Raw genomic sequence first — 19087 nt, 5'->3', positions numbered from 1 at the left:
GAAGTTGTATCCGGTATGACGCATTCTGCATGGGGAGGTATGAGGCAGCGGTGATCGCTAGATGATAATTACGTCATGCGCCGTTATTTGTTGTCCCGTCTGCGGAATCTCCCACGCGGGACTTTTAGCGTCGGCAGCGCGGCGGGCTGCTTCGGAAAACGCAAGCTGAATGTGGTGCGCACGTGCGGAATGCTCTCGACACTGCATTCGCCGTGGTGCTCGTTCATGATCGACTTGACGATGGCAAGACCGAGACCGGTGCCACGCGCCGAGTTGTGGCGCGCCGGGTCGACCCGATAAAAGCGGTCGAAGATCCTTTCCAGATGCGGCTCGGCGATACCGGCGCCGCTGTCGGATACGGATAGCTGGACGTCGTGGAGCCGCTCGACGCAACGCAGTTCGACCATGCTGCCGCGCGGCGCATGTGCCAATGCATTCGAAACCAGATTGCTCAGTGCACGCTGCACGAGCAGCACATCGCCTTCGAAATTCGCATTGCCGTTCACGACGATCTCCACGCCGACGTCCGCCGCCATGCTTTCGTAGTAGCCCGCGACCCGTAACGCCTCGCTGCGCGCGTCCACCGTCTGCAGTGCCAGGCGGCGTTGTGCGCTATCGGCGCGAGCGAGGAACAGCATGCTGTCGATCAGGCGTGAGAGGCGCTGGAATTCGTCCACGCTCGACTCGATCACCGCGCGGTAATCGTCGGCGGTACGGGGTTGCGAGAGCGCGACCTGCGCTTCGGCCAGCAAGTTGGTGAGCGGTGTGCGCATGTCATGCGCGAGATCGGATGAGAACTGGGTGAGACGTGTAAAGGATTCGTGCAAGCGCGCCAGCATCCGGTTAAAGGCGTGGCTCAATTCCTTGAGTTCGCCTGGCATGTCACGCTCGGGCAAGGGCCGAGCGAGGCGGCTGCTGGAGATCTGCTCGGCGCGTGCCGTCAGGCGGGCCAGCGGCCGCAGCCCGAAACGCGCGATCCACCAGGCCAGCAGTGCGTTCACCAGCGTGCCGATCACACTCACGAACGACACGTTGAGCGCGTAGGCGCTGAGCAAGGCTCCCTCGGCGCTGGCATCGTATTGCACGACCACGCGCACGCGCGCATTGGCTTGGCCGCTGAGCGGCGCCATCGCCACCAGAAAACGCATGGGCATGCCCTCTACCTTCACCTGGACGGGCGCGAGTCCGGCGCGTACCGCGAGCGATTCGGCATTTGGCCAGTAGCCGCCGGTGCGGTTGAGCGGCGCGCCGCCCTCATCGAACAGGGCAATGTCGAGATTCTGGTGGCCGTGTAGATGGTCGTACCAGATCTCACGATCGGCGCGGACCGCGTCCACTCCGGGCATGGTGTGCAGGCTCAGTTGCAGCGCGGAGAGGGTCGCTGTCATCTCGCGCGCCGAAGTCGAGTCGAGGCGCGTTTTTAGACCGTGATACAGCAATACGCCGTTGAATACGAGCAATAAAGAGGTCGATACCGCGAACAGGATCGAGAGCCGTACCCTCAAGGTGCGTGGCATGAGCAGCGCGAGCGGTCTCACGAGCCACTGCGCCACCGGCGCGAGGATTGAGCAGCGCTGTCGCCAGGTCATCGCGGTACGCTGTCGCGTTCTTCGAGCACGTACCCCATGCCGCGCACCGTGTGGATCAGTTTCGGTTCGTAATTGTCGTCGACTTTCGCGCGTACGCGCCGGATCGCGGCATCGACCACGTTGGTGTCGCTGTCGAAATTCATGTCCCATACCTGCGAGGCAATGGTCGAGCGCGGCAGAATTTCGCCGTGACGGCGCATCAGCAGCCACAGCAGCGCAAATTCCTTCGCGGTCAGCAGGATCGTGTCGCCTTGACGGGTGGCCTTGCGGCGCGTTAGGTCGAGCGCCAGGTCCGCGACGTGCAGCGAGGCCGTGTCGCGCGCATGGCCACGCCGCAAGATCGAGCGCACGCGCGCCAGTAATTCGGCAAAGTCGAAGGGCTTGATCAGATAATCGTCGCCGCCCATTTCGAGGCCGCGCACCTTGTCGTCCAGATCATCGCGCGCGGTAAGCAGCAACACAGGCGTGGAACGTATGTGGCGCAGGTTTTTCAGCACGGCCCAGCCGTCCAGACCAGGCAGCATCACGTCGAGGATGATCAGGTCGTAGTCTTCGGTCAACGCCAGATGCTGACCGGTCACGCCGTCTTGCACCCAATCGGCGACAAACCCCGCTTCTGTCAGACCCTTTCGCAAGTAGGTGCCGGTTTTCGCTTCGTCTTCGACGATCAGAATTCGCATGGTCTTTCTCCTGGAGACACTCTCTGCGCCGTATCGCGTAAGCGGCGCGGCAAGCGGAGGGTGAGAGTAGGGCCGCTTTTGACGCGGTAAACGCCGCTACGCGTGAGCGAATAGGTGGGCCCTTGGCGTGGATGCAAGTGCTGCACGTGCATGCACGCTGGCGCCAATGAGTCGCATGGCTTGCTTGCCCCGGGTGAGGCAGCATGGATGCGCGATCGCGTTCAGGTTGAGGCGCGTGAGTCCGGCTATCGGGACTGAATCTGGCGATGCGATGGCGCGGATGCGGACGAGCGCGCCGTGGACTGCTGGCAGCGCGATCGACGAAAGACGGATCGCTTTGAGGTTCTGTTTCATAACGTCAGGCATGCATCGGGCCATACCGAGGCGGCGGCTAATTTTGAGACGCGTGGCCGCCGAAATCGGGTAGGCGCAGTTGTCATGGCCTCCTGAATGTATGCAGTACTTATACCATGGTGTGATTCAAAAAGGCTTTCATCGCTGCATGCCTCGCATAAGTTGAAAGAGGGCGGCCGGTCATCGGCTCGACCGTGCCGGCGCCGCGTGAGGCAGCGCGCTGAACCGTCAATACGCTATTGCCCGGCTGGCGCGCGCGCTATGTGAGTGAACATGGCGAGACGCAGGCGAAGCTGCGGTAGAGGGCGTCCGTTCGCAGAGCATTCGGGCGCTCGTGTCGCGTTGGGGCATCTGCTTTTGCGAGTCGCGCTGCATGGCGGAAAGCAGTTCGAGCGACAGCAAGCCGTGCGCGAGTGGCGGACTTTTGCGATTCACCGGCGCTTGGGTTGCGGCTGCGGAAGATAACCCGCCGCCGTTGAACAGGTGAGCGGGCTGGTTTAGCCAGAACACGAGGGAGCCGATTGCGATGGCCGCCAGACCCGCAGCCAGGGAAAGGGTCTCGAGTTTGCACCTGGGGAGCCGTCTGGTGAGATCCGACATGAATGCTCTTACGGTCGACGCCCGTATTGCCACGCATCGCATTGGTTGAATTCGTCGCATGCGATTCCCGGTTCGAAGTCGAGAGCATCCATCGTATAAATGCGCGCCGACATCAAGATGAGAACAACATGACAATTCCGTCATACAGTCCTCAAGCGCACAGTGCACCGAAGACCGCCGCGGATGACGGACTTGTCATGCGGCGCTCACGCTCGTGCAGCGGGCCAAGCCTAAGATCGGAACTCAGTCAAACGGAGAATCGATGATGCGAAATGCGATGTGGTTGGCAGGATTCGTACTGAGTTGCACCTGTGTGAGTGCGGCGGTGGCCGTCGACACTATCCCGTTGCGCGAACCCACGCCGGGGCCTCATGAGTTTTATAAATTGCACGAGCAGGTGTTGCAGAAGCCGCGGGTGCGGGGCCAGCGCGCTCCCGCGCTGCCGGCGGTTCAACAGGTCTCGCACGCGGGGCAGGCGCTGCAGGCGCCGCGGGGAAAAACCCGCGACGAGGTGAGGGGTGAACTCGCTGCCGCGCGCGCGGCGGGGTGCATGGATGTGCCGGACAACCAGTATCCGCAGCCCTGTCCGCTGCCGGGCGCGATCCGTTCGATGGCGGACGCATTTCGGACCGAGTAGCGCCCACACACGGCTGTGGTGATAAGCGCGCGGGACCTTTGGCGAGGTCCCGCGCGTGCCTGTTCGAAAGTGCTCAATGCAACCGGATCACCGGATGCACGCGTCTGCGCAGCCAATGGCTCGCCGAATCGAGCGCCATGCGTGCGAAGCCGGTCAACGTCATGACATGGCGGCGATAGATGAGCTTGTAGACGGCGGTCGCCAGCCAGCCGTCGACGAACACAGGCTGCGTGAGCAAGCTGTTGCTCAAGCTGCCGATCGTGCCCTCGCGGCCGAAACCGACCAGCGTGCCGGCGTCGCGATAGACGAACTCCGGTAACGGATCGCCCGCTATCCTGCACTTCAGCGCACGCGCCAGAAACATTGCCTGTTGGTGCGCGACCTGAGCGCGCGGCGCCAGAAACGCGTCCGCGTGGTCGGACGAAGGGCAGGCCGCGCAATCGCCGAGTCCAAAGATATTCGCGTCGTTCGTGCATTGCAGTGTGCGACTCACCTGCACCTGCGCGTTGCGATTTACCGCGATGCCGTCCAGCGTGCGCAGCACGGGCGGCCCCGCGATGCCGGCGGTCCAGATGGCGATGTCGCTGGCGAGCGGCGCGCCCTGGTTGGTCAGCACGGCATCGGCGCGCACTTCGGTGACGCGCGTTGCGTTCAACACTTCCACTCCGAGACTGCCGAGCATGGTTTGCGCGCGTGTCGAAATGGTTTCGGACAAGGCGGGCAGCACGCGCTCACTGCTTTCGATCAGACGGATGCGGAAGTCGCGCACGGGGTCGAGTGAAAACGGGCTGTAGTGCTTCAGCAGGCGCACTGTATCGCGCAACGCAGCGGCCAGTTCGACGCCCGTCGCGCCGGCGCCGATGATGTTGATCGACACCGGCGTGTCCGCCTGCGCGGTCCGCGCCCGGCGCGCATGGTTCGCACGCAGGCAGGCGTCGAGCAGCTTGCGGCGAAACGCTTCCGCATGCGCGACCGAATCGAGCGGCAAGGCGTGTTCGGCCGCGCCGGGCACGCCGAAATATTGCGTGACGCTGCCCATCGCCAGCACCAGCGTATCGAATGCAAGCTGCCGTGACGGCAGGATTTCGCGGCCGTCGGCGTCGTAAAGCGCGTTCAATGTGATGTGCCGGTTGGTTCGATCGAGCGCGGCGAGTTCGCCCTGTTCGAATTCAAAGCCATGCCGTTGCGCCTGCACCGCATATTGCAGTTGATGCGTGGCCGGATCGAGTTGGCCCGACGCCGCTTCATGCAGCAGGGGCTTCCAGAAATGCGTTGGCCAGCGGTCGACCAGTACGATCCGCGCGTGACCGGCGCGTCCGAGCGTTTCCGACAGGCGCGTAGCGAGCCCCAGGCCGCCGACGCCGCCGCCAACGATTACGACGCGATGTGCTACTGCTGGCGCCGTGTGCAAAATGGGCTGCGTGGGTTGCGCGCCAGAGGGTGATTGCTGATCGGTTGCGGCCATGATCCCTATCCTCCTGAGTTATCTCTGCTCGACTGGTGAAAGCGTTCCGGGCTATTCCCGGGATTCACCGGCCTCATCTGTCCGGCCCAGTATAGAATCCGCTAAAACCGCAGCACAATTTAATGTTTATACAGAACATATAGGTTTTCACTTATGTTAAAAGCCGCCACGTTCCGTCAATTGAAAGCCTTGCATACGGTCGCGAAGCTCGGCAGCGTGTCGCGCGCGGCCGAAGAACTGAAGCTCACGCAACCGGCGGTGTCGCTTCAGGTGCGTCTGCTCGAAGAGGCCGCGGGGGCGCCGCTGTTGCAGCGAGTGGGACGTGGCGTGCAACTGACAGCGGCGGGCGAAATCCTCGCGCGCTATGCGCTTGAAATCCTCGATCTATGGAACGGCGCGGCGGATGATCTCGCCGCGTTGCATGGCGAGCAGGGCGGTACGCTGCGCATCGGTGCGATCACGACCGCCGAATATCTGATCCCGCCTTTTCTGGTGCGCTTCACCGAATTGCGTCCGCAAGTGAAGGTGCAGTTCAAAGTCGGCAATCGGGCCGACATTATCCGCATGCTGGCCACGCACGAGATCGATCTTGCCGTGATGGGCAGCGCACCGCGTGAATTGCGCACGGTGGCGACCGCCTTCGCGAAGCATCCAATGGCGTTCGTCGCCTCGCCCGCCCATGCGCTGATGAAGAAAAAGCGCCTGTCGCTGGACGATCTGCAAAGCGCGAATCTGTTCGTGCGGGAGCGGGGTTCGGGCACGCGCTCGACCGTCGAGAATCTGTTTCGGCTCGCCGGCCACAAGCTGCATATCGGCTCCGAACTCTCGAGCAACGAGGCGATCAAGCAACTGGTCGAGGCGGGGTTGGGCGTCGCGTTTCTGTCGCTGCATGCGTGCTCGCTGGAATTTCAGGCCGGCTTGCTGGCGTTGTTGCCCTTGCCCGCCAATCCGATCGAACGCGACTGGTACGTGATGCATGTGTCCGATAAGCGCCTGCCTCATGTCGCCGGGTTGTTTCGCGATTTTCTGATCGAGCATGGCATGTCCGGCGCGGTACCCGTGCCGCTGCCGGCCGCCGCCGCGGCGAAACGGCGCCGTCAGGCGCGTCAGGCAAGTCCGGTCTGAAGGCGTGGATTCTCGCGATTCACTTCGACGTTTGCGCGCCGCATGGCTCAACGGAAGTCCTCGCACGGCCTTTCGTTGCATCCGTAGAGCCTTATTTGACGGGGCTTTCAGGTTACATCGCCCGAGATCGAAGTAAAGGTTGGGCGGGCGATATTTTTGCCCGCGCCGATTGTCTTTACAGTGGCGTCCAGACATCTGAGAAAAGCGGACGCCGCATCCCCGTGGCGAGCCATCGTGATTGACCTGGCCGTTACAGGAGGCGGAGACAATGAGCAGTAACAGCATCACTCAAGTCGAAACATTCGGTTTCGAGCGCATTCCGGATCGCTCGCGTTATGCACGGCCGATCGATCTGTTCCGCTTGCTGTTCGGCGGTTGCAATACCTTCTCCACCTCGGTGCTCGGCAGTTTCCCCGTGCTGCTCGGTTTGTCGTTCAAGGCGGGCGTTTATTCGATCGTGCTCGGCGTGCTGGTCGGTTCGTGCATCCTCGCGCCGATGGGCCTGTTCGGACCGCGTAACGGCACCAGCGATCCGGTTTCGTCTGGGGCGCATTTCGGCATTCATGGCCGGATCGTCGGCTCCTTTCTTGCGGTGTTGACCGCGGTCGCGTTCTTCTCGCTGGCGGTGTGGAGTTCGGGTGACGCGCTCGTGGGCGGCGCGAATCATCTGCTCGGGCTGCCGGTCAACTGGATGACGCTGAGCTTCGCCTACGGTCTCTTTGCGGTGCTGGTGCTGACCGTCTGCGTCTATGGTTTCCGCTTCATGTTGTGGGTCAACAAGATCGCCGTGTGGGCGGCGAGCCTGCTGTTCGTGGTCGGCATCTTCGCATTCTCCGGACCGTTCGATAGCGCGTACGCCGGCAAGGTGGCACTCGGCTCGGCGGGTTTCTGGCCTGCCTTCGTGAGCGCCGTGCTGGTGGCGATGAGCAACCCGGTGTCGTTCGCCTGCACGCTCGGCGACTGGGCCCGTTATATTCCGCAGAACACGCCGAAGCAACGCACGATCCTCGCGGTGATGCTCGCGCAACTGGCCACGTTCGTGCCGTTCTTCTTCGGCCTCGCCACGGCGACGATTATCGCCAGCAAGGCACCGGATTTCATCGCGTCGAATAACTACGTGGGCGGTCTGCTGGCGATCTCGCCGAACTGGTTCTTTCTGCCGGTGTGCCTGATTGCGATCATCGGCGGGATGTCGACGGGAACCACTGCGCTGTACGGCACCGGGCTCGATATGTCGAGCATGTTTCCGAAGTTCCTGAACCGCGTGCGCGCCACGCTGCTGATCGGCAGCCTCGCAATCGGCTTCATTTTTCTTGGCCGCTTCGCGTTCAACCTGGTCGAAAGCGTGTCCACGTTCTCGGTGCTGATCAACGTCTGCAGTTGTCCGTGGATGGTGATCATGATCATCGGCTTCGTGACGCGGCGCGGCTTCTATCTGTCCGACGATCTGCAGGTGTTCAATCGCGGCGGCCGGGGCGGTCATTACTGGTTCACGCACGGCTGGAACTGGCGCGCGATGGGCGCCTGGATTCCGAGCGCGGTGGTCGGCCTGGGTTTCGTCAATCTACCGGATCAGTTCGTCGGCCCGCTCGGGCAGCTCGCGGGTGGCCTCGATATCAGCATGCCGGTTTCGCTGACGCTGGCCTGCGCGTTGTATATCGCTTTGCTGCAGTGCTTTCCTGAACCGGATGGCGTGTATGGGCCACTTGGCCGCCGCTGGTTGAGGAGCGGTTCGCAGCGCGATGTGATCGTGCATCCGGTGGTGCCGGTGGCTAAGCTTAAGGCGGATGGGGCGCGGTTGAAGACGCAAGCGAAGACGCAACCGGTGTCGCAACCGCCGCAGCGCGCCGAGCAGCGCGAACGCGAAGAAGCGCTGGACACGCAGGACGCTGGCTAGATTTTGTGCTCCGGTGGGCTAGCAGGTCGTCGAAGCGCTGGCGCCGGACATGAGCCGTAGCGGAGAGCCATTGCGCTCGTGAGCGTCGTGTCCGTGCTGTCGCTGCTCGGGGCATGCTCAGCCCGCAGCGAAGCACCACCAAAGCAACCATCACGCAATAAACGCAATGGTATTCAAGTTGAGTAGGAAAAAAAGATGAGCGAGTCAGTAAAGCGCGCGTTTGAAGGTGTAAAGCTGTTTCCGTTCTGGCTGGACAATCCGCGCGCGCCGGCCGTCGAACGGGAATTGATCGGTCCGACTTCCGCTGATCTGGTGGTGGTCGGCGGTGGTTTCACCGGCTTGTGGGCCGCGATTCAGGCGAAAGAAGCGGACCCTTCGCTCGACGTCGTGCTGGTCGAAGCGGGCAAAGTGGCCTACGGCGCGTCGGGCCGTCCGGGCGGGATCATTTCCACCTCGGTGATGCATGGTTTGCCGAACGCGACGCGGGTCTTTCCGCAAGACCTCGATGTGCTGGAAAAGCTGGGCCAGGAGAACCTCGACGGTTTCAAGGAATCGTTGACGCGTTACGGAATCGAAGCCGACGTCGAATGGAATGGCGAGATGACGGTGGCGGTCGACCCGAGCCACCTCGATCATCTGAAAGGCGACTACGAGTTGCACGTGGCGCATGGACACGACGTGGTGCTGCTCGACAGCCAGGGCGCTCGCGAACAACTCGATTCACCGCTATTCGCGGGCGCGATGTGGTCGCGTAATCGCAGCGGCACGATTCATCCGGCGAAGCTCGCGTGGGGTCTGAAAGCCGCCGCGCTGAAACTCGGCGTGCGTTTGCATGAACACTCGCCGATCACGCGCCTCGAAGATCGCGGCGCGACGATGATCGTGCACACGCAGGCGGGCCGCATCGAAACGCCGCGCGTGTTGCTCGGCACCGGTACCGCGGATGTGGGCGTCACCGACATCAAGCGCCGCGTGATGCAGGTGCGCGATCACATCGTCGCGACCGCGCCTTTGAGCGACGAGCAGATGGCGCGCATCGGCTGGAACAATCGCCAGGGCATCTACGACACGCGTACGCAACTCAATTATTTTCGCCTCACCAAAGACAACCGGATTATCTTCGGCGGCCGCGTGAGCTATCACTTCGGCGGCGATCCGAATCCGGCAGCGGATCGTGACGAAAGCACATACTACAAGCTCGCTGAGGCGTTTTATCGCACCTTCCCGCAACTGCACGACGTGCGCTTCACGCACGCCTGGGGCGGCCCGATTGACTACTGCTCACGCGGCGCTGTGTTCGCGCGCCGCTATCACGGCGGCAAGAGCGTGTTCGTCGCGGGCTATACGGGCTTTGGCGTGGCGGGCAGCCGCTTCGGTGCGAAGATGGGCCTCGACATGCTGTGGAAGCGCGATACGCTGATTACGTCGCTGGATATTTCGCGCAAGGGACCGTCGTACATTCCGCCGGAGCCGCTGCGCTGGATCGCCGCGAAGATCACCTTCAACGCTTTCGATGGCGCTGACGATCGCGGCGGCTGGCGGCGGCTGTGGATCAATTCGATCAAGGCGCTGGGTTTCCCGATGTAGTGGTGGGTGGTGTAGCGAGGCGTCCCTGTTTCTAGCGGGTTTTTATGCATCGCCGTCAGAAAAAACCGCACCTGAATGGGTGCGGTTCTTGATGAAGCTACGTTGCTACGCAGCAAAGTAGTGACGCAATGACGCAGTACGAATCAACCGCAGTACACGATGCTGTACTTCTTGGTCGCCGCCGGCATATGCCACGTGCCCGAGAAGCCCTTGTGCAGGATGAAGGCGTCGCCGGCGGCATAGCGTTCGCTGCGGCCGTCCTCGCTGGTGATGACGACTTCGCCTTCGATCAGCACGCAGACTTCGTGGATCGGCAGATCGGCCAGCTTCAGCGTGCCTGCATCGCATTGCCATACGCCGGCGGACAGCATGTTGGTCGCATCGGAGTATGCGTTGAGCGCGTGCGGTGCCCTGGCGCCTTCCAGAATGATGTCGGCGGGATCGTGCAGGGCAGGGTTCAGGCCGGAGGCGCCGGGGCCTTTTGCGTCGATGCGGGTGAAAGTGATGGTGCTCATGTGTCTCTCCTGGTTAATGAGGTCAATGGCGGTGGATTCGATGACGAGGGATTCGACGAACCCGAAGCAGAACCGGAGTCTGAGCCAAAGCAGCGTAGCGATGAATTTCGATTTGAAGACATTCAGATTGAGCGGCGTCGATGTAAAGCATTCGATACCGCTGGGGCGCGATTTTCGCGCCCAACATCTGACCCAACCATTCATGTAAAAGGACGAACCCATGCAACACGCCAAACAGTTTTATATCGACGGCCAATGGGTCGACCCGCTTGACTCAGCCAACGCCGCCACGCTCGACGTGATCGATCCGTCCACGGCCACTGCGTTCGCGCAGATTTCGCTCGGCAGCGGGGCCGATGTCGACCGCGCCGTGGCCGCTGCGAAACGTGCCTTTCCCGCCTACAGCGAGACAACCGTCGCGCAGCGCATCGATCTGCTGCAAGCGATCCTCGACGTCTACCGCAAGCGCTACGACGACATGGTGCATGCGATCAGCCGCGAGATGGGCGCGCCGCTGCAATATGCGAACGACGCCCAGGCGTGGACCGGCGTCGCGCATCTGGAGACGATGATCCGCACGCTCGACACGTTCGAATTCGAGTACGTGAAGAGCAGCATTCTGATCCGCAAGGAAGCGGTCGGCGTGTGCGGGTTGATTACGCCGTGGAACTGGCCGGCCTTGCAGATCGCGACCAAGGTCGTGCCCGCGCTCGCGGCCGGCTGCACGATGGTGCTCAAGCCTTCGGAACTGGCGCCGCTCTCCGGCATCGTCTTCGCCGAGATTCTCGACGAAGCGGGCGTGCCGGCCGGCGTGTTCAATCTTGTGAACGGCGAAGGCCTCACGGTGGGTGAGGCGATGTCGCGTCATCCGGACATCGACATGATGTCGTTCACCGGTTCGACGCGTGCGGGCGTGCAGGTCGCAAAGGCCGCGGCGGATACGGTCAAGCGCGTGCACCAGGAACTGGGCGGCAAATCGGCCAACCTGATTCTCGAAGACGCCGATCTGAAGCAGGCCGTGATGCGCGGTGCGCGCGCGTGTTTCGACAATAGCGGCCAGTCGTGCGATGCGCCCACCCGCATGTTCGTGCCGCGCGCACGTTTGGACGAGGCATTGGCATACGCGAAGGAGGCCGCTGAAGGGTTGGTCGTCGGTCCCGCCGATGCCAAGGGTACCGATCTCGGGCCTGTTATCAGCGAGCAGCAGTTCGACAAGATCCAGCGGCTGATCGGCGTGGGGATCGAAGAGGGCGCGACGCTGGTGGCCGGTGGCCCGGGCCGTCCTGAAGGATTGAAGGATGGCTACTTCGTGCGCCCGACGGTGTTCGGCAACGTCACGCCGACCATGACGATCGCGCGCGAAGAGATTTTCGGACCGGTGTTGTCGATTCTCGGCTACGACTCCGAAGACGAAGCGATCGCCATGGCCAACGACAGTCTCTACGGTCTAGCGGGCTATGTGCAGTCCGCCTCGCTCGAGCATGCGCATGCGGTGGCGAAGCGCCTGCGTACCGGCACGATCTATCTGAACTATGCGGACTACAACCCCGATGCGCCGTTCGGCGGCTTCAAGCAATCGGGCAATGGCCGCGAGTATGGGGAGTTCGGGCTCGAGGACTTTCTGGAGATCAAGGGCGTGGTGGGCTACGCGAGTTGAGGCGGCGTGAGTGCCGGTTGGTGATGGTACCCGGCGGCGTGGCTCGGAGACGAGATAACGCCGCCACGCAAGCGTGACGAAAGTTATGCGGCCATGAGAGACATCACCGCACCGGCGACTTCCCGATGGCCATTCCAATCTGCGGGCGCCGCTCGCAGGCGTCTATAATCTTCGCCGGAATTCGCCATCGGATCTTGACCTGTGAAAACAACTATCGCTATTGCGCTCGCCGCGCTTGCCCTGAGCGCTTGCATGTCCGCCGAAAAACAGGAGGCCGAGGCCCGTGACTTCACCCGCTCCGAAAACCTGCTCGATGCCGCGCAGCGTAACGCCGCGATTGCATGCGTGGATCAGACGCAGTGCGACAAGGCCTGGGCGCTCACGAAAGACTATGTGGCCGCGCATTCGTCCACATCGATCGTCCGCGCGGACGCGGTGGCGATCGAGACCGACGTGCCGAGCCGCTCGGGCAAGGCCGTCTATTCGGCCACGCGCGTGGCCAAGGGCAGCGGAGCGACCATCACGCTGTATGCGCAATGCCGCGGCATGTATGGTCCAGAGCGCGCGCAGGGTTCCGATTACGATGATTGCGTCAAGCAGATCGGGCCGACGCAGAACGGCTTCGTGCCGTATCTGAATCAGCATCTATCCAGCCAGTAACGCACAGCGCTTGCTCTGCAGCGACGCGCCGGGTCTATTGCGAAAACTGGCGGCTTGCAACGTTCATGTTGCCGTGCGACGCGTCATCATCCGTTCGAATGCATCGACGATACGTTGCACGTAAGGATTCTTGTGAGCGAGCTCGCCGGTCTCACGCTCGAAGTGCGCGAGCATGGTTGCGTTCGCTTCGAAGAAAAGCACCTGTCCGCCGGGCAGCACCGTAAAGTCGATGCCTCCGTAGTCGAGATCGAGCCGCCTGCCGATGGCCGCGACGGCACGCATGACACGCTCGCCGAGCGCCGCATGCGGATTGTCGAGGAAACGCCGTTCTTCCTCCAGCTTCCACGGGTGCTGTTCCATGTCGGCAGAGTAGTAGTGCACCATCCAGTGCGGCGAAATCGCCAGATGGTAAGGATACGGCTCCCGGTCGACAAAAATGATCCGGTATTTGCGGTAGAAGCCGTCGGCGCTGCGATAGTCGCGAAACGCCGTCAGATAGGCAACGCCGGTTTGTGCCGAGCGCCACGCTTCGAGTGCGGCGAGGCTCTCGCAGAGCGTCAGCCCGTCGCCGCCGTGCGTAGCGGCGGGACGCGCCAGGACCGGAAAGTCGATGCCGCTCTGCGCGAGCAGGGTGTCAAGCGCGGCGCGTGAAGCCGGCGCGGCATCGCTTTGCACACAAGGTGCCGCTTGTACGTCCGGCAAGCCGTCGAGCAGGCTGGCGGTACGGTGTCGCTGGGTTCGGGCGACAGCGGCGGGCGGATTGAGCACGGGCCGCGCGCAGTGCGAGACGAAGCGCGCGAGCCTCGCTGCGAGCGGGGCCGCGACATCCGCATCGCCAATTGCGTTGAACACGAGGTCGTAGGCCGGCAGTTGTTGGTCTTCTTCGGTGGCGGCGTAGTCGATCGCGTACTTGATGCGGCAGCAGGTCGTGCCGGGCAGCAGGGCATCGAACGGGACATTGCCGGAAGCGTGGGCCGCGCAAAGCACCAGCACGCGGCGCTGCTCCGCGCCGCTTCCCTCGACAAAGACACGCTGAATCCGATAGGCACGCTGCCGATACGCGTCAGCTTCGGCCACGTCTCCAGCGCTTGTGAGGATGGCGGCCAGGTTCTGGCAGGCAACCGCGACGTGCGGATCGAGCGTCAGAACGAGGCGGTACCAGTACGCGGCGATCACGTGATCGCCTGTCATGAAGTAGCCGGTCGCGACATCGCAGAGATTCGCGGCGCTGGCGTCGGGTGCTGCGGCGGCGTAGGCGTCCAGCGTGTGGGCGGCGATCAGATGCGCGACGGCGCCCAGTTCGTCGCCGTCGCTGCGGCGCGCTTCAGCGAGGGCGCGGTGATGGGATGGATCGAGCGAGGCGTTGGTGCTGTCGTTACCGCTGTCTGTGTCTGCGTCGCTACCGCTACCGCTGGCGCGTTGCGCCGACGCGCCCGGCAATTGTGTGTCGTAGTCGGCTTCGTTGTCGGGCGGAGTCTGCTTCATGGTCGGCACGGGGTGGGGGCAGGGCGGCGTGCCGCTGCGCACTCGAAGCATAGTGGGCATGCCTGCGATTCAGCTTACAACACGCGATGTGTGGCCACGAGCGAATGCGGGTGAGCGCGTGCGTCGTCGTTTGAAGAGGACGGGGTGAAGTGGGCCTGTGACTCCGTTCGACAGTTCTGATCACGCCACCGAGTCCACACCACCGAGTCCACACCACCGAGTCTCATGACCCGTCATCTAATCGAGCTCCGTCCCTACAGCAGCAGTTCGATCGAATGAAACAGGCGGCGCAGCTCGGGGTCTTGCGAGCGCGCTCCTTCGTCGATCACTTCACGCAAACATTCGAGAAAACACGCGGCCGCTGGACTTGTCGGCGCACCGCGGCGCGACGTGATGCTGACGATCGTTTCGTCCACCGTTTCGCGCAAGGGTAGCGCCCACAGATTTTCCTTCGCGATGCTCACTTCGACGAGCGGCCATGGAAAAATGCTGAGCATGTCCGTTTGCGCGAGCAGGCCCAGTACGACCGCGAGCGAATGCGCGAGATGAATGGTGTGCGGCACGCGCATGCCGCGCTTGCGGAACAGATTGTCCGAGATGGACTCACGGCTGGCCGGGTCCCAGTTCAACACCCATTCGGCGTCTTCCAGTTCAAGCAGCGTGCGGCAACCCGCCTTCGGATGATCGCGGCGCGCGACCACCGCCGAGTGCGTCGAAAAGAGCGGCACGTTGTGAAACTCCGATTGCGGCGAAGCAGGCGGAGGACGGCCAATCGAGAAGTCGAGGCTGCCGTCGCGCAAGCGGGGTTGCACGACCGCCAACAGACCCTCGAAGAATTCCAGCTGGACTTCCGGCATGCGCTGCCGGAACCGCTGCACCGTGGGCGGCAGAAAAGTCAGCGCCACCCACGGCGTGACGCCGATTGACAGCTTGCCGGCCGCCGCGCCGCGCATCGCCTCGATCTCCGCTTCCGCGCGTTGCAACTGGCCGAGCACCAGCCGCGCATGCACGACCAGCGCGCGGCCGAACTCGGTGAACGCGACACCGCTCGCGCCGCGCACCAGCAATGGCGCTTGCAGATCGGCTTCCAGTTCGCGCATTGCCTTGGTGACGGCGGCCGGCGAAAGGTCAAGCGAACGGGCAGCGGCCCGGATACTGCCGGTATCCGCAATGGCCGCTAAAGTGCTGAGCTGATGCAGTTTCATCTGACAAGCTTGTAGGAAGGTGGCAACTGCAGGTTGCTGCCGCAACGATTCTACGCCTGCCGCTGGAAAATCGGCGTCGCTATGCTCGGTTCACGCATACATCGACGGAGACGACATCGTGAACACCATGGCCATTCCGGCGGGCATCGCCGAACTCGAAGACGAAATGATCGCGCTGCGCCGTCGCATCCACGCGCAGCCCGAACTGGCTTACGAAGAATTCGCCACCGGCGACCTGGTCGCCGAGCGCTTGCAGGAGTGGGGCTACACCGTACATCGCGGGCTGGGTCAGACCGGTGTTGTCGGCCAACTGAAAGTCGGCAACGGCACGCGCAAACTCGGCCTGCGCGCCGACATGGACGCGCTGCCGATCCACGAAACCACCGGCCTGCCGTATGCGAGCACCGTCGCTGGCAAGATGCACGCATGTGGCCATGACGGCCACACCGCGATGCTGTTGGCGGCGGCCAAGCATCTCGCGCGGGAAAAGAGTTTCGACGGCACGTTGAACCTGATTTTCCAGCCCGCTGAAGAGGGCCAGGCCGGCGCGAAAAAAATGCTCGAGGACGGCCTGTTCGACAGATTCCCGTGCGACGCGGTCTTCGCGATGCACAACATGCCGGGTTTTCCGACTGGCAAGTTCGGCTTCCTGCCGGGCTCGTTCATGGCTTCGTCGGATACGGTGATCATCAAGGTGACCGGCCGTGGCGGTCACGGCGCGGTGCCGCATAAGGCCGTCGATCCGGTAGTGGTGTGCGCGCAGATCGTACTGGCCTTGCAGGCCATCGTGTCGCGCAATATCGCGCCGCTCGACATGGCGATCATCACGGTCGGCGCGATCCACGCCGGTGAAGCGCCGAACGTGATTCCCGAGACCGCGGAGATGCGCCTGTCCGTGCGTGCGTTGAAGCCCGAGGTTCGCGACCATTTGCAGGAACGCATCACGGCGGTCGCGTGCGGGCAGGCGGCCGTGTTCGGCGCGCGGGCGCATGTGGATTATCAGCGCCGCTATCCGGTGCTCGTCAACGATGCGGAAATGACCGGCCTCGCACGGCAAGTCGCGCTCGACTGGCTCGGCGAAGACGGTTTGATTGCCGACATGCAACCCCTGACGGGCAGTGAAGATTTCGCGTTCCTGCTCGAGCGTTGCCCCGGCAGCTACCTGATCATCGGCAATGGCGACGGCGAGGGCGGTTGCATGGTCCACAACCCGGGCTACGACTTCAACGACGATTGCCTCGCGACCGGCGCGGCTTATTGGGTGCGGCTCACGCAGACGTTTCTTGTCTGAGGGGGGCGTCGGGCTGGGCTGACGCCGCGCATTGCTTTCAGGCGCACAAGGCCGCAGAGCCGCGCATCAGCAGGAAGGACACCATGGAGACTCAGATGGACTATTCCGCTACACCGCAACCCACAGGCGCCGACGCGTTGAATCTCGCCGGCGAGTCGGGCGTGCAACCGGCCAAACGTACGAGCCACGCCAAAGCGATCGCCGCGATCACGCTCGGCAACGGCCTCGAGTTTTTCGATTTCACAATTTACAGTTTCTTCGCGACGATCATCGGCAAGCTGTATTTCCCGGTGGAAGGGCAGCTTGCGCAACTGATGCTGGCAGTCGGCACGTTCGGTGTGGGCTTCATCATGCGGCCGGTGGGCGGCATTATCCTCGGTGCTTATGCGGATCGCGCCGGCCGTAAGGCGGCAATGAGTCTCACCCTGTGGCTGATGACGCTTGGCTCGGCGATTATCGCGTTCGCGCCGACCTACGCGGCGATCGGTGTGGCCGCGCCGCTGCTGGTGATTCTTGCGCGGCTGATACAGGGTTTTGCATTGGGTGGCGAGATTGGCGCATCGACTTCGTTATTACTGGAGTACGGCAGCGACAAGACACGCGGTTTCTATGGCAGTTGGCAGTTCGTGAGCCAAGGGTTGAACACGGTATGTGGCTCCCTGCTTGGTGTCGCGCTGGCGGCGGCGCTCTCGACGGCCGCGTTGGAGAGCTGGGGCTGGCGCGTGCCGTTCGTGATCGGCATGGCGATGGGGCCGATTGGGATTTATATCCGGCGTCATCTGGACGAGACGTTGCCGGGCATTGAGGACGGCAAGGGTGGGATTGAGCCAGTGCCGGCCGCGCAGCCGGTACGGAATCTGTTTCGCGAGCATTCTCGCGTGATCACGACGGGTGTGTTGACGACGATTGGCGGCACGGCGGCGAACTATATCGTGCTGTTCTATCTGTCCACTTACGCGATTCGGATTCTGCATTTGCCAATGTCGTCGGCGCTGTGGGCTGCCTGGACCGCGGCGGTGGTGACGGTGATCTGTTCGCCGTTTGCGGGGGCGTTGTCCGATCGTGTCGGGCGTAAGCGGGTTCTGTGGGTTTCGCGTGTGTTGTTGATTGCGGCTGTCTATCCGGCATTTATGATTATCAATGCGACGCCTAGTGTGTCTGTGTTGTTGTCTGTTGTTGCCGTGCTGGCGGTGTTTGTTGCTTTTACCGCTGTACCTAATATTGTCATGCTGCCGGAGATGTTTCCGCGCGAGATTCGCGCTACCGGGATGTCGGTTGTTTATTGCCTTGGCGTTTCTATTTTTGGTGGGTTCGCACAGTTTTTTGCCACCTGGCTGATTCAGGTTTCCGGGAGTAATTTGGCTCCTGCCTGGTATTTGATTGGATGTGGTTTGGTGTCGTTGTTGCCGCTGCCTTTTATGCGGGAGACTGCGGGGCGGGCTATTGATTGAGGGGGGCGCCCCTGGTGGCGGCAATTGTCTGTGTGCTTACGGCGTTGGCCTCTCCTTAATCTGTTTTTGGTCTATTAGCGTTGCCCCTGAGCGGGGCAATGCTCTCAACTTGAGCCCATTCCATCAAGCGAGCTTGTAGGGGAGATGATGAGGGGGCCTGGCTTTTCTGGGTGGTCGTGAGTAGGCTCGCGGGGGCTGGATGCGGCATCGGCTCCGGCGGATGACGGCAATTAGACGAGGTTCAAAAGCGGCAGTTTTTGCGCTACCCAGGCGAGCCGGATCGTCCTGTGGGTGAAAGAAAAAATGGTTCGCGATACGAATTAACGCGAGGTCTGCGCCCCCACCGCATCAGATCTGCCTGGATTGGAGCGGCCCAAGTCCGAGCAGCGTGAGCCAGTGTTGATACTTCTGGCCGATCATCACTTCATGCGGGCCACCTGCTCGCCATTGTCACTGGCGTACACGGGGTGGACTACCGCTTTGTGTAGTAGAGATCCTTCCTTTTGCTCACTATCATCAGGGCAGGACAGGCTTCTGAAGCAAACCCCTGCCTTATCCCGTGAAGCGCCTGTTATTAAGTTTCATAGAGCGCACCTTTCTTGATCGGTGCCATGGCGCCAGAGCTCAATAGTATTCGCGGTGAATTGGGTTGCCACCAGCAAACGCATTATCGGCCAGTGGATCTCCTCACCGGATCGGGATTGGGGTTGTTTCCGGAATGCTTCGCCTCTGTCCAACACGACTGACCTAACCAGACCGTACTTATCAGGTTCCCGCTATTTCGATGAAGCCAGTTTTCTGCAGACCGATGCCGAACTCGAAGACTTCTTGAATGAGCCCCCACCCCCGGGCTCGACCATGGTCAACGGTGACCAGTATTTTGCCGCTG

At 62.3% G+C, this 19087-nt stretch carries 14 protein-coding genes; 8 read left to right on the top strand and 6 right to left on the bottom strand.

Going from position 1 to position 19087, the window contains the following annotated elements; all coding sequences use genetic code 11:
* Positions 1-83 precede the first annotated feature (83 nt).
* Positions 84-1517: a heavy metal sensor histidine kinase gene (locus P0D84_RS13250; protein ID WP_408339824.1), complete on the bottom strand. Its 1434-nt coding sequence runs from the start codon at positions 1515-1517 to the stop codon at positions 84-86.
* 68 nt (positions 1518-1585) lie between these two features.
* Complete coding sequence (irlR, locus tag P0D84_RS13245) at positions 1586-2269, bottom strand: heavy metal response regulator transcription factor IrlR (protein ID WP_408337012.1); 684 nt, start codon at positions 2267-2269, stop codon at positions 1586-1588.
* Positions 2270-3485: 1216 nt separating this feature from the next.
* Between irlR and P0D84_RS13240 the strand changes: the two genes are divergently transcribed.
* A complete protein-coding gene (locus tag P0D84_RS13240) occupies positions 3486-3860 on the top strand; it encodes a DUF4148 domain-containing protein (RefSeq protein WP_408337010.1) in 375 nt (124 codons plus the stop codon).
* A 73-nt stretch (positions 3861-3933) separates the two neighbouring features.
* Here the strand turns inward: P0D84_RS13240 and P0D84_RS13235 are convergent, their stop codons facing one another.
* Positions 3934-5325 (bottom strand): NAD(P)/FAD-dependent oxidoreductase, encoded by a 1392-nt coding sequence (locus P0D84_RS13235; RefSeq protein WP_408337008.1) that lies wholly within the window; start codon positions 5323-5325, stop codon positions 3934-3936.
* 153 nt (positions 5326-5478) lie between these two features.
* On the opposite strand from P0D84_RS13235, the gene P0D84_RS13230 reads away from it, so the two are divergent.
* The 3 genes from P0D84_RS13230 to P0D84_RS13220 all read left to right on the top strand — a co-directional run bounded on the left by P0D84_RS13230 (position 5479) and on the right by P0D84_RS13220 (position 9934).
* Entirely contained in the window at positions 5479-6450 is a 972-nt protein-coding gene (locus tag P0D84_RS13230; protein ID WP_408337006.1) for a LysR family transcriptional regulator, read from the top strand.
* A gap of 268 nt (positions 6451-6718) precedes the next feature.
* Positions 6719-8347, top strand: a complete 1629-nt coding sequence (locus P0D84_RS13225; RefSeq protein ID WP_408337004.1) for a purine-cytosine permease family protein — start codon at positions 6719-6721, stop codon at positions 8345-8347.
* A gap of 195 nt (positions 8348-8542) precedes the next feature.
* Positions 8543-9934, top strand: coding sequence for an NAD(P)/FAD-dependent oxidoreductase (locus P0D84_RS13220; protein WP_408337002.1), 1392 nt, complete (start codon positions 8543-8545; stop codon positions 9932-9934).
* Positions 9935-10077: 143 nt separating this feature from the next.
* Here the strand turns inward: P0D84_RS13220 and P0D84_RS13215 are convergent, their stop codons facing one another.
* Complete coding sequence (locus P0D84_RS13215; protein WP_408337000.1) at positions 10078-10449, bottom strand: cupin domain-containing protein; 372 nt, start codon at positions 10447-10449, stop codon at positions 10078-10080.
* A gap of 220 nt (positions 10450-10669) precedes the next feature.
* Here P0D84_RS13215 and P0D84_RS13210 point away from each other — a divergent pair, with 220 nt between their 5' ends.
* Positions 10670-12106 (top strand): aldehyde dehydrogenase family protein, encoded by a 1437-nt coding sequence (locus tag P0D84_RS13210; RefSeq protein ID WP_408336998.1) that lies wholly within the window; start codon positions 10670-10672, stop codon positions 12104-12106.
* Positions 12107-12307: 201 nt separating this feature from the next.
* Entirely contained in the window at positions 12308-12766 is a 459-nt protein-coding gene (locus tag P0D84_RS13205; protein WP_408336996.1) for a hypothetical protein, read from the top strand.
* 63 nt (positions 12767-12829) lie between these two features.
* Here the strand turns inward: P0D84_RS13205 and P0D84_RS13200 are convergent, their stop codons facing one another.
* On the bottom strand, positions 12830-14251 hold the full coding sequence (locus P0D84_RS13200; protein WP_408336994.1) for an ATP-grasp domain-containing protein: 1422 nt from the start codon (positions 14249-14251) through the stop codon (positions 12830-12832).
* Between the two features lie 254 nt (positions 14252-14505).
* A complete protein-coding gene (locus P0D84_RS13195; RefSeq protein ID WP_408336992.1) occupies positions 14506-15456 on the bottom strand; it encodes a LysR substrate-binding domain-containing protein in 951 nt (316 codons plus the stop codon).
* 127 nt (positions 15457-15583) lie between these two features.
* On the opposite strand from P0D84_RS13195, the gene P0D84_RS13190 reads away from it, so the two are divergent.
* The gene (locus tag P0D84_RS13190) at positions 15584-16747 is read left to right on the top strand and encodes a M20 aminoacylase family protein (RefSeq protein ID WP_408339822.1); all 1164 of its coding nucleotides are present in this window, start codon (positions 15584-15586) and stop codon (positions 16745-16747) included.
* Between the two features lie 95 nt (positions 16748-16842).
* A complete protein-coding gene (locus P0D84_RS13185) occupies positions 16843-18198 on the top strand; it encodes an MFS transporter (protein ID WP_408336990.1) in 1356 nt (451 codons plus the stop codon).
* Positions 18199-19087: the final 889 nt, after the last annotated feature.

This window comes from Paraburkholderia sp. RL17-337-BIB-A (assembly GCF_046025895.1).
In the GTDB taxonomy this organism is placed as follows: domain Bacteria; phylum Pseudomonadota; class Gammaproteobacteria; order Burkholderiales; family Burkholderiaceae; genus Paraburkholderia; species Paraburkholderia fungorum_C.
This window is presented reverse-complemented; position numbering and strand designations above follow the sequence as displayed.

What these genes read in the sequence shown, in the direction of transcription:
- P0D84_RS13215 (WP_408337000.1), bottom strand. Translation starts at nt 10,449, where the DNA reads ATGAGCACCATCACTTTCACCCGCATCGACGCAAAAGGCCCCGGCGCC.
- P0D84_RS13190 (WP_408339822.1), top strand. Translation starts at nt 15,584, where the DNA reads ATGGCCATTCCGGCGGGCATCGCCGAACTCGAAGACGAAATGATCGCG.
- P0D84_RS13225 (WP_408337004.1), top strand. Translation starts at nt 6,719, where the DNA reads ATGAGCAGTAACAGCATCACTCAAGTCGAAACATTCGGTTTCGAGCGC.
- P0D84_RS13200 (WP_408336994.1), bottom strand. Translation starts at nt 14,251, where the DNA reads ATGAAGCAGACTCCGCCCGACAACGAAGCCGACTACGACACACAATTG.
- irlR (WP_408337012.1), bottom strand. Translation starts at nt 2,269, where the DNA reads ATGCGAATTCTGATCGTCGAAGACGAAGCGAAAACCGGCACCTACTTG.
- P0D84_RS13195 (WP_408336992.1), bottom strand. Translation starts at nt 15,456, where the DNA reads ATGAAACTGCATCAGCTCAGCACTTTAGCGGCCATTGCGGATACCGGC.
- P0D84_RS13220 (WP_408337002.1), top strand. Translation starts at nt 8,543, where the DNA reads ATGAGCGAGTCAGTAAAGCGCGCGTTTGAAGGTGTAAAGCTGTTTCCG.
- P0D84_RS13240 (WP_408337010.1), top strand. Translation starts at nt 3,486, where the DNA reads ATGATGCGAAATGCGATGTGGTTGGCAGGATTCGTACTGAGTTGCACC.
- P0D84_RS13250 (WP_408339824.1), bottom strand. Translation starts at nt 1,517, where the DNA reads ATGCCACGCACCTTGAGGGTACGGCTCTCGATCCTGTTCGCGGTATCG.
- P0D84_RS13230 (WP_408337006.1), top strand. Translation starts at nt 5,479, where the DNA reads ATGTTAAAAGCCGCCACGTTCCGTCAATTGAAAGCCTTGCATACGGTC.
- P0D84_RS13210 (WP_408336998.1), top strand. Translation starts at nt 10,670, where the DNA reads ATGCAACACGCCAAACAGTTTTATATCGACGGCCAATGGGTCGACCCG.
- P0D84_RS13235 (WP_408337008.1), bottom strand. Translation starts at nt 5,325, where the DNA reads ATGGCCGCAACCGATCAGCAATCACCCTCTGGCGCGCAACCCACGCAG.
- P0D84_RS13185 (WP_408336990.1), top strand. Translation starts at nt 16,843, where the DNA reads ATGGACTATTCCGCTACACCGCAACCCACAGGCGCCGACGCGTTGAAT.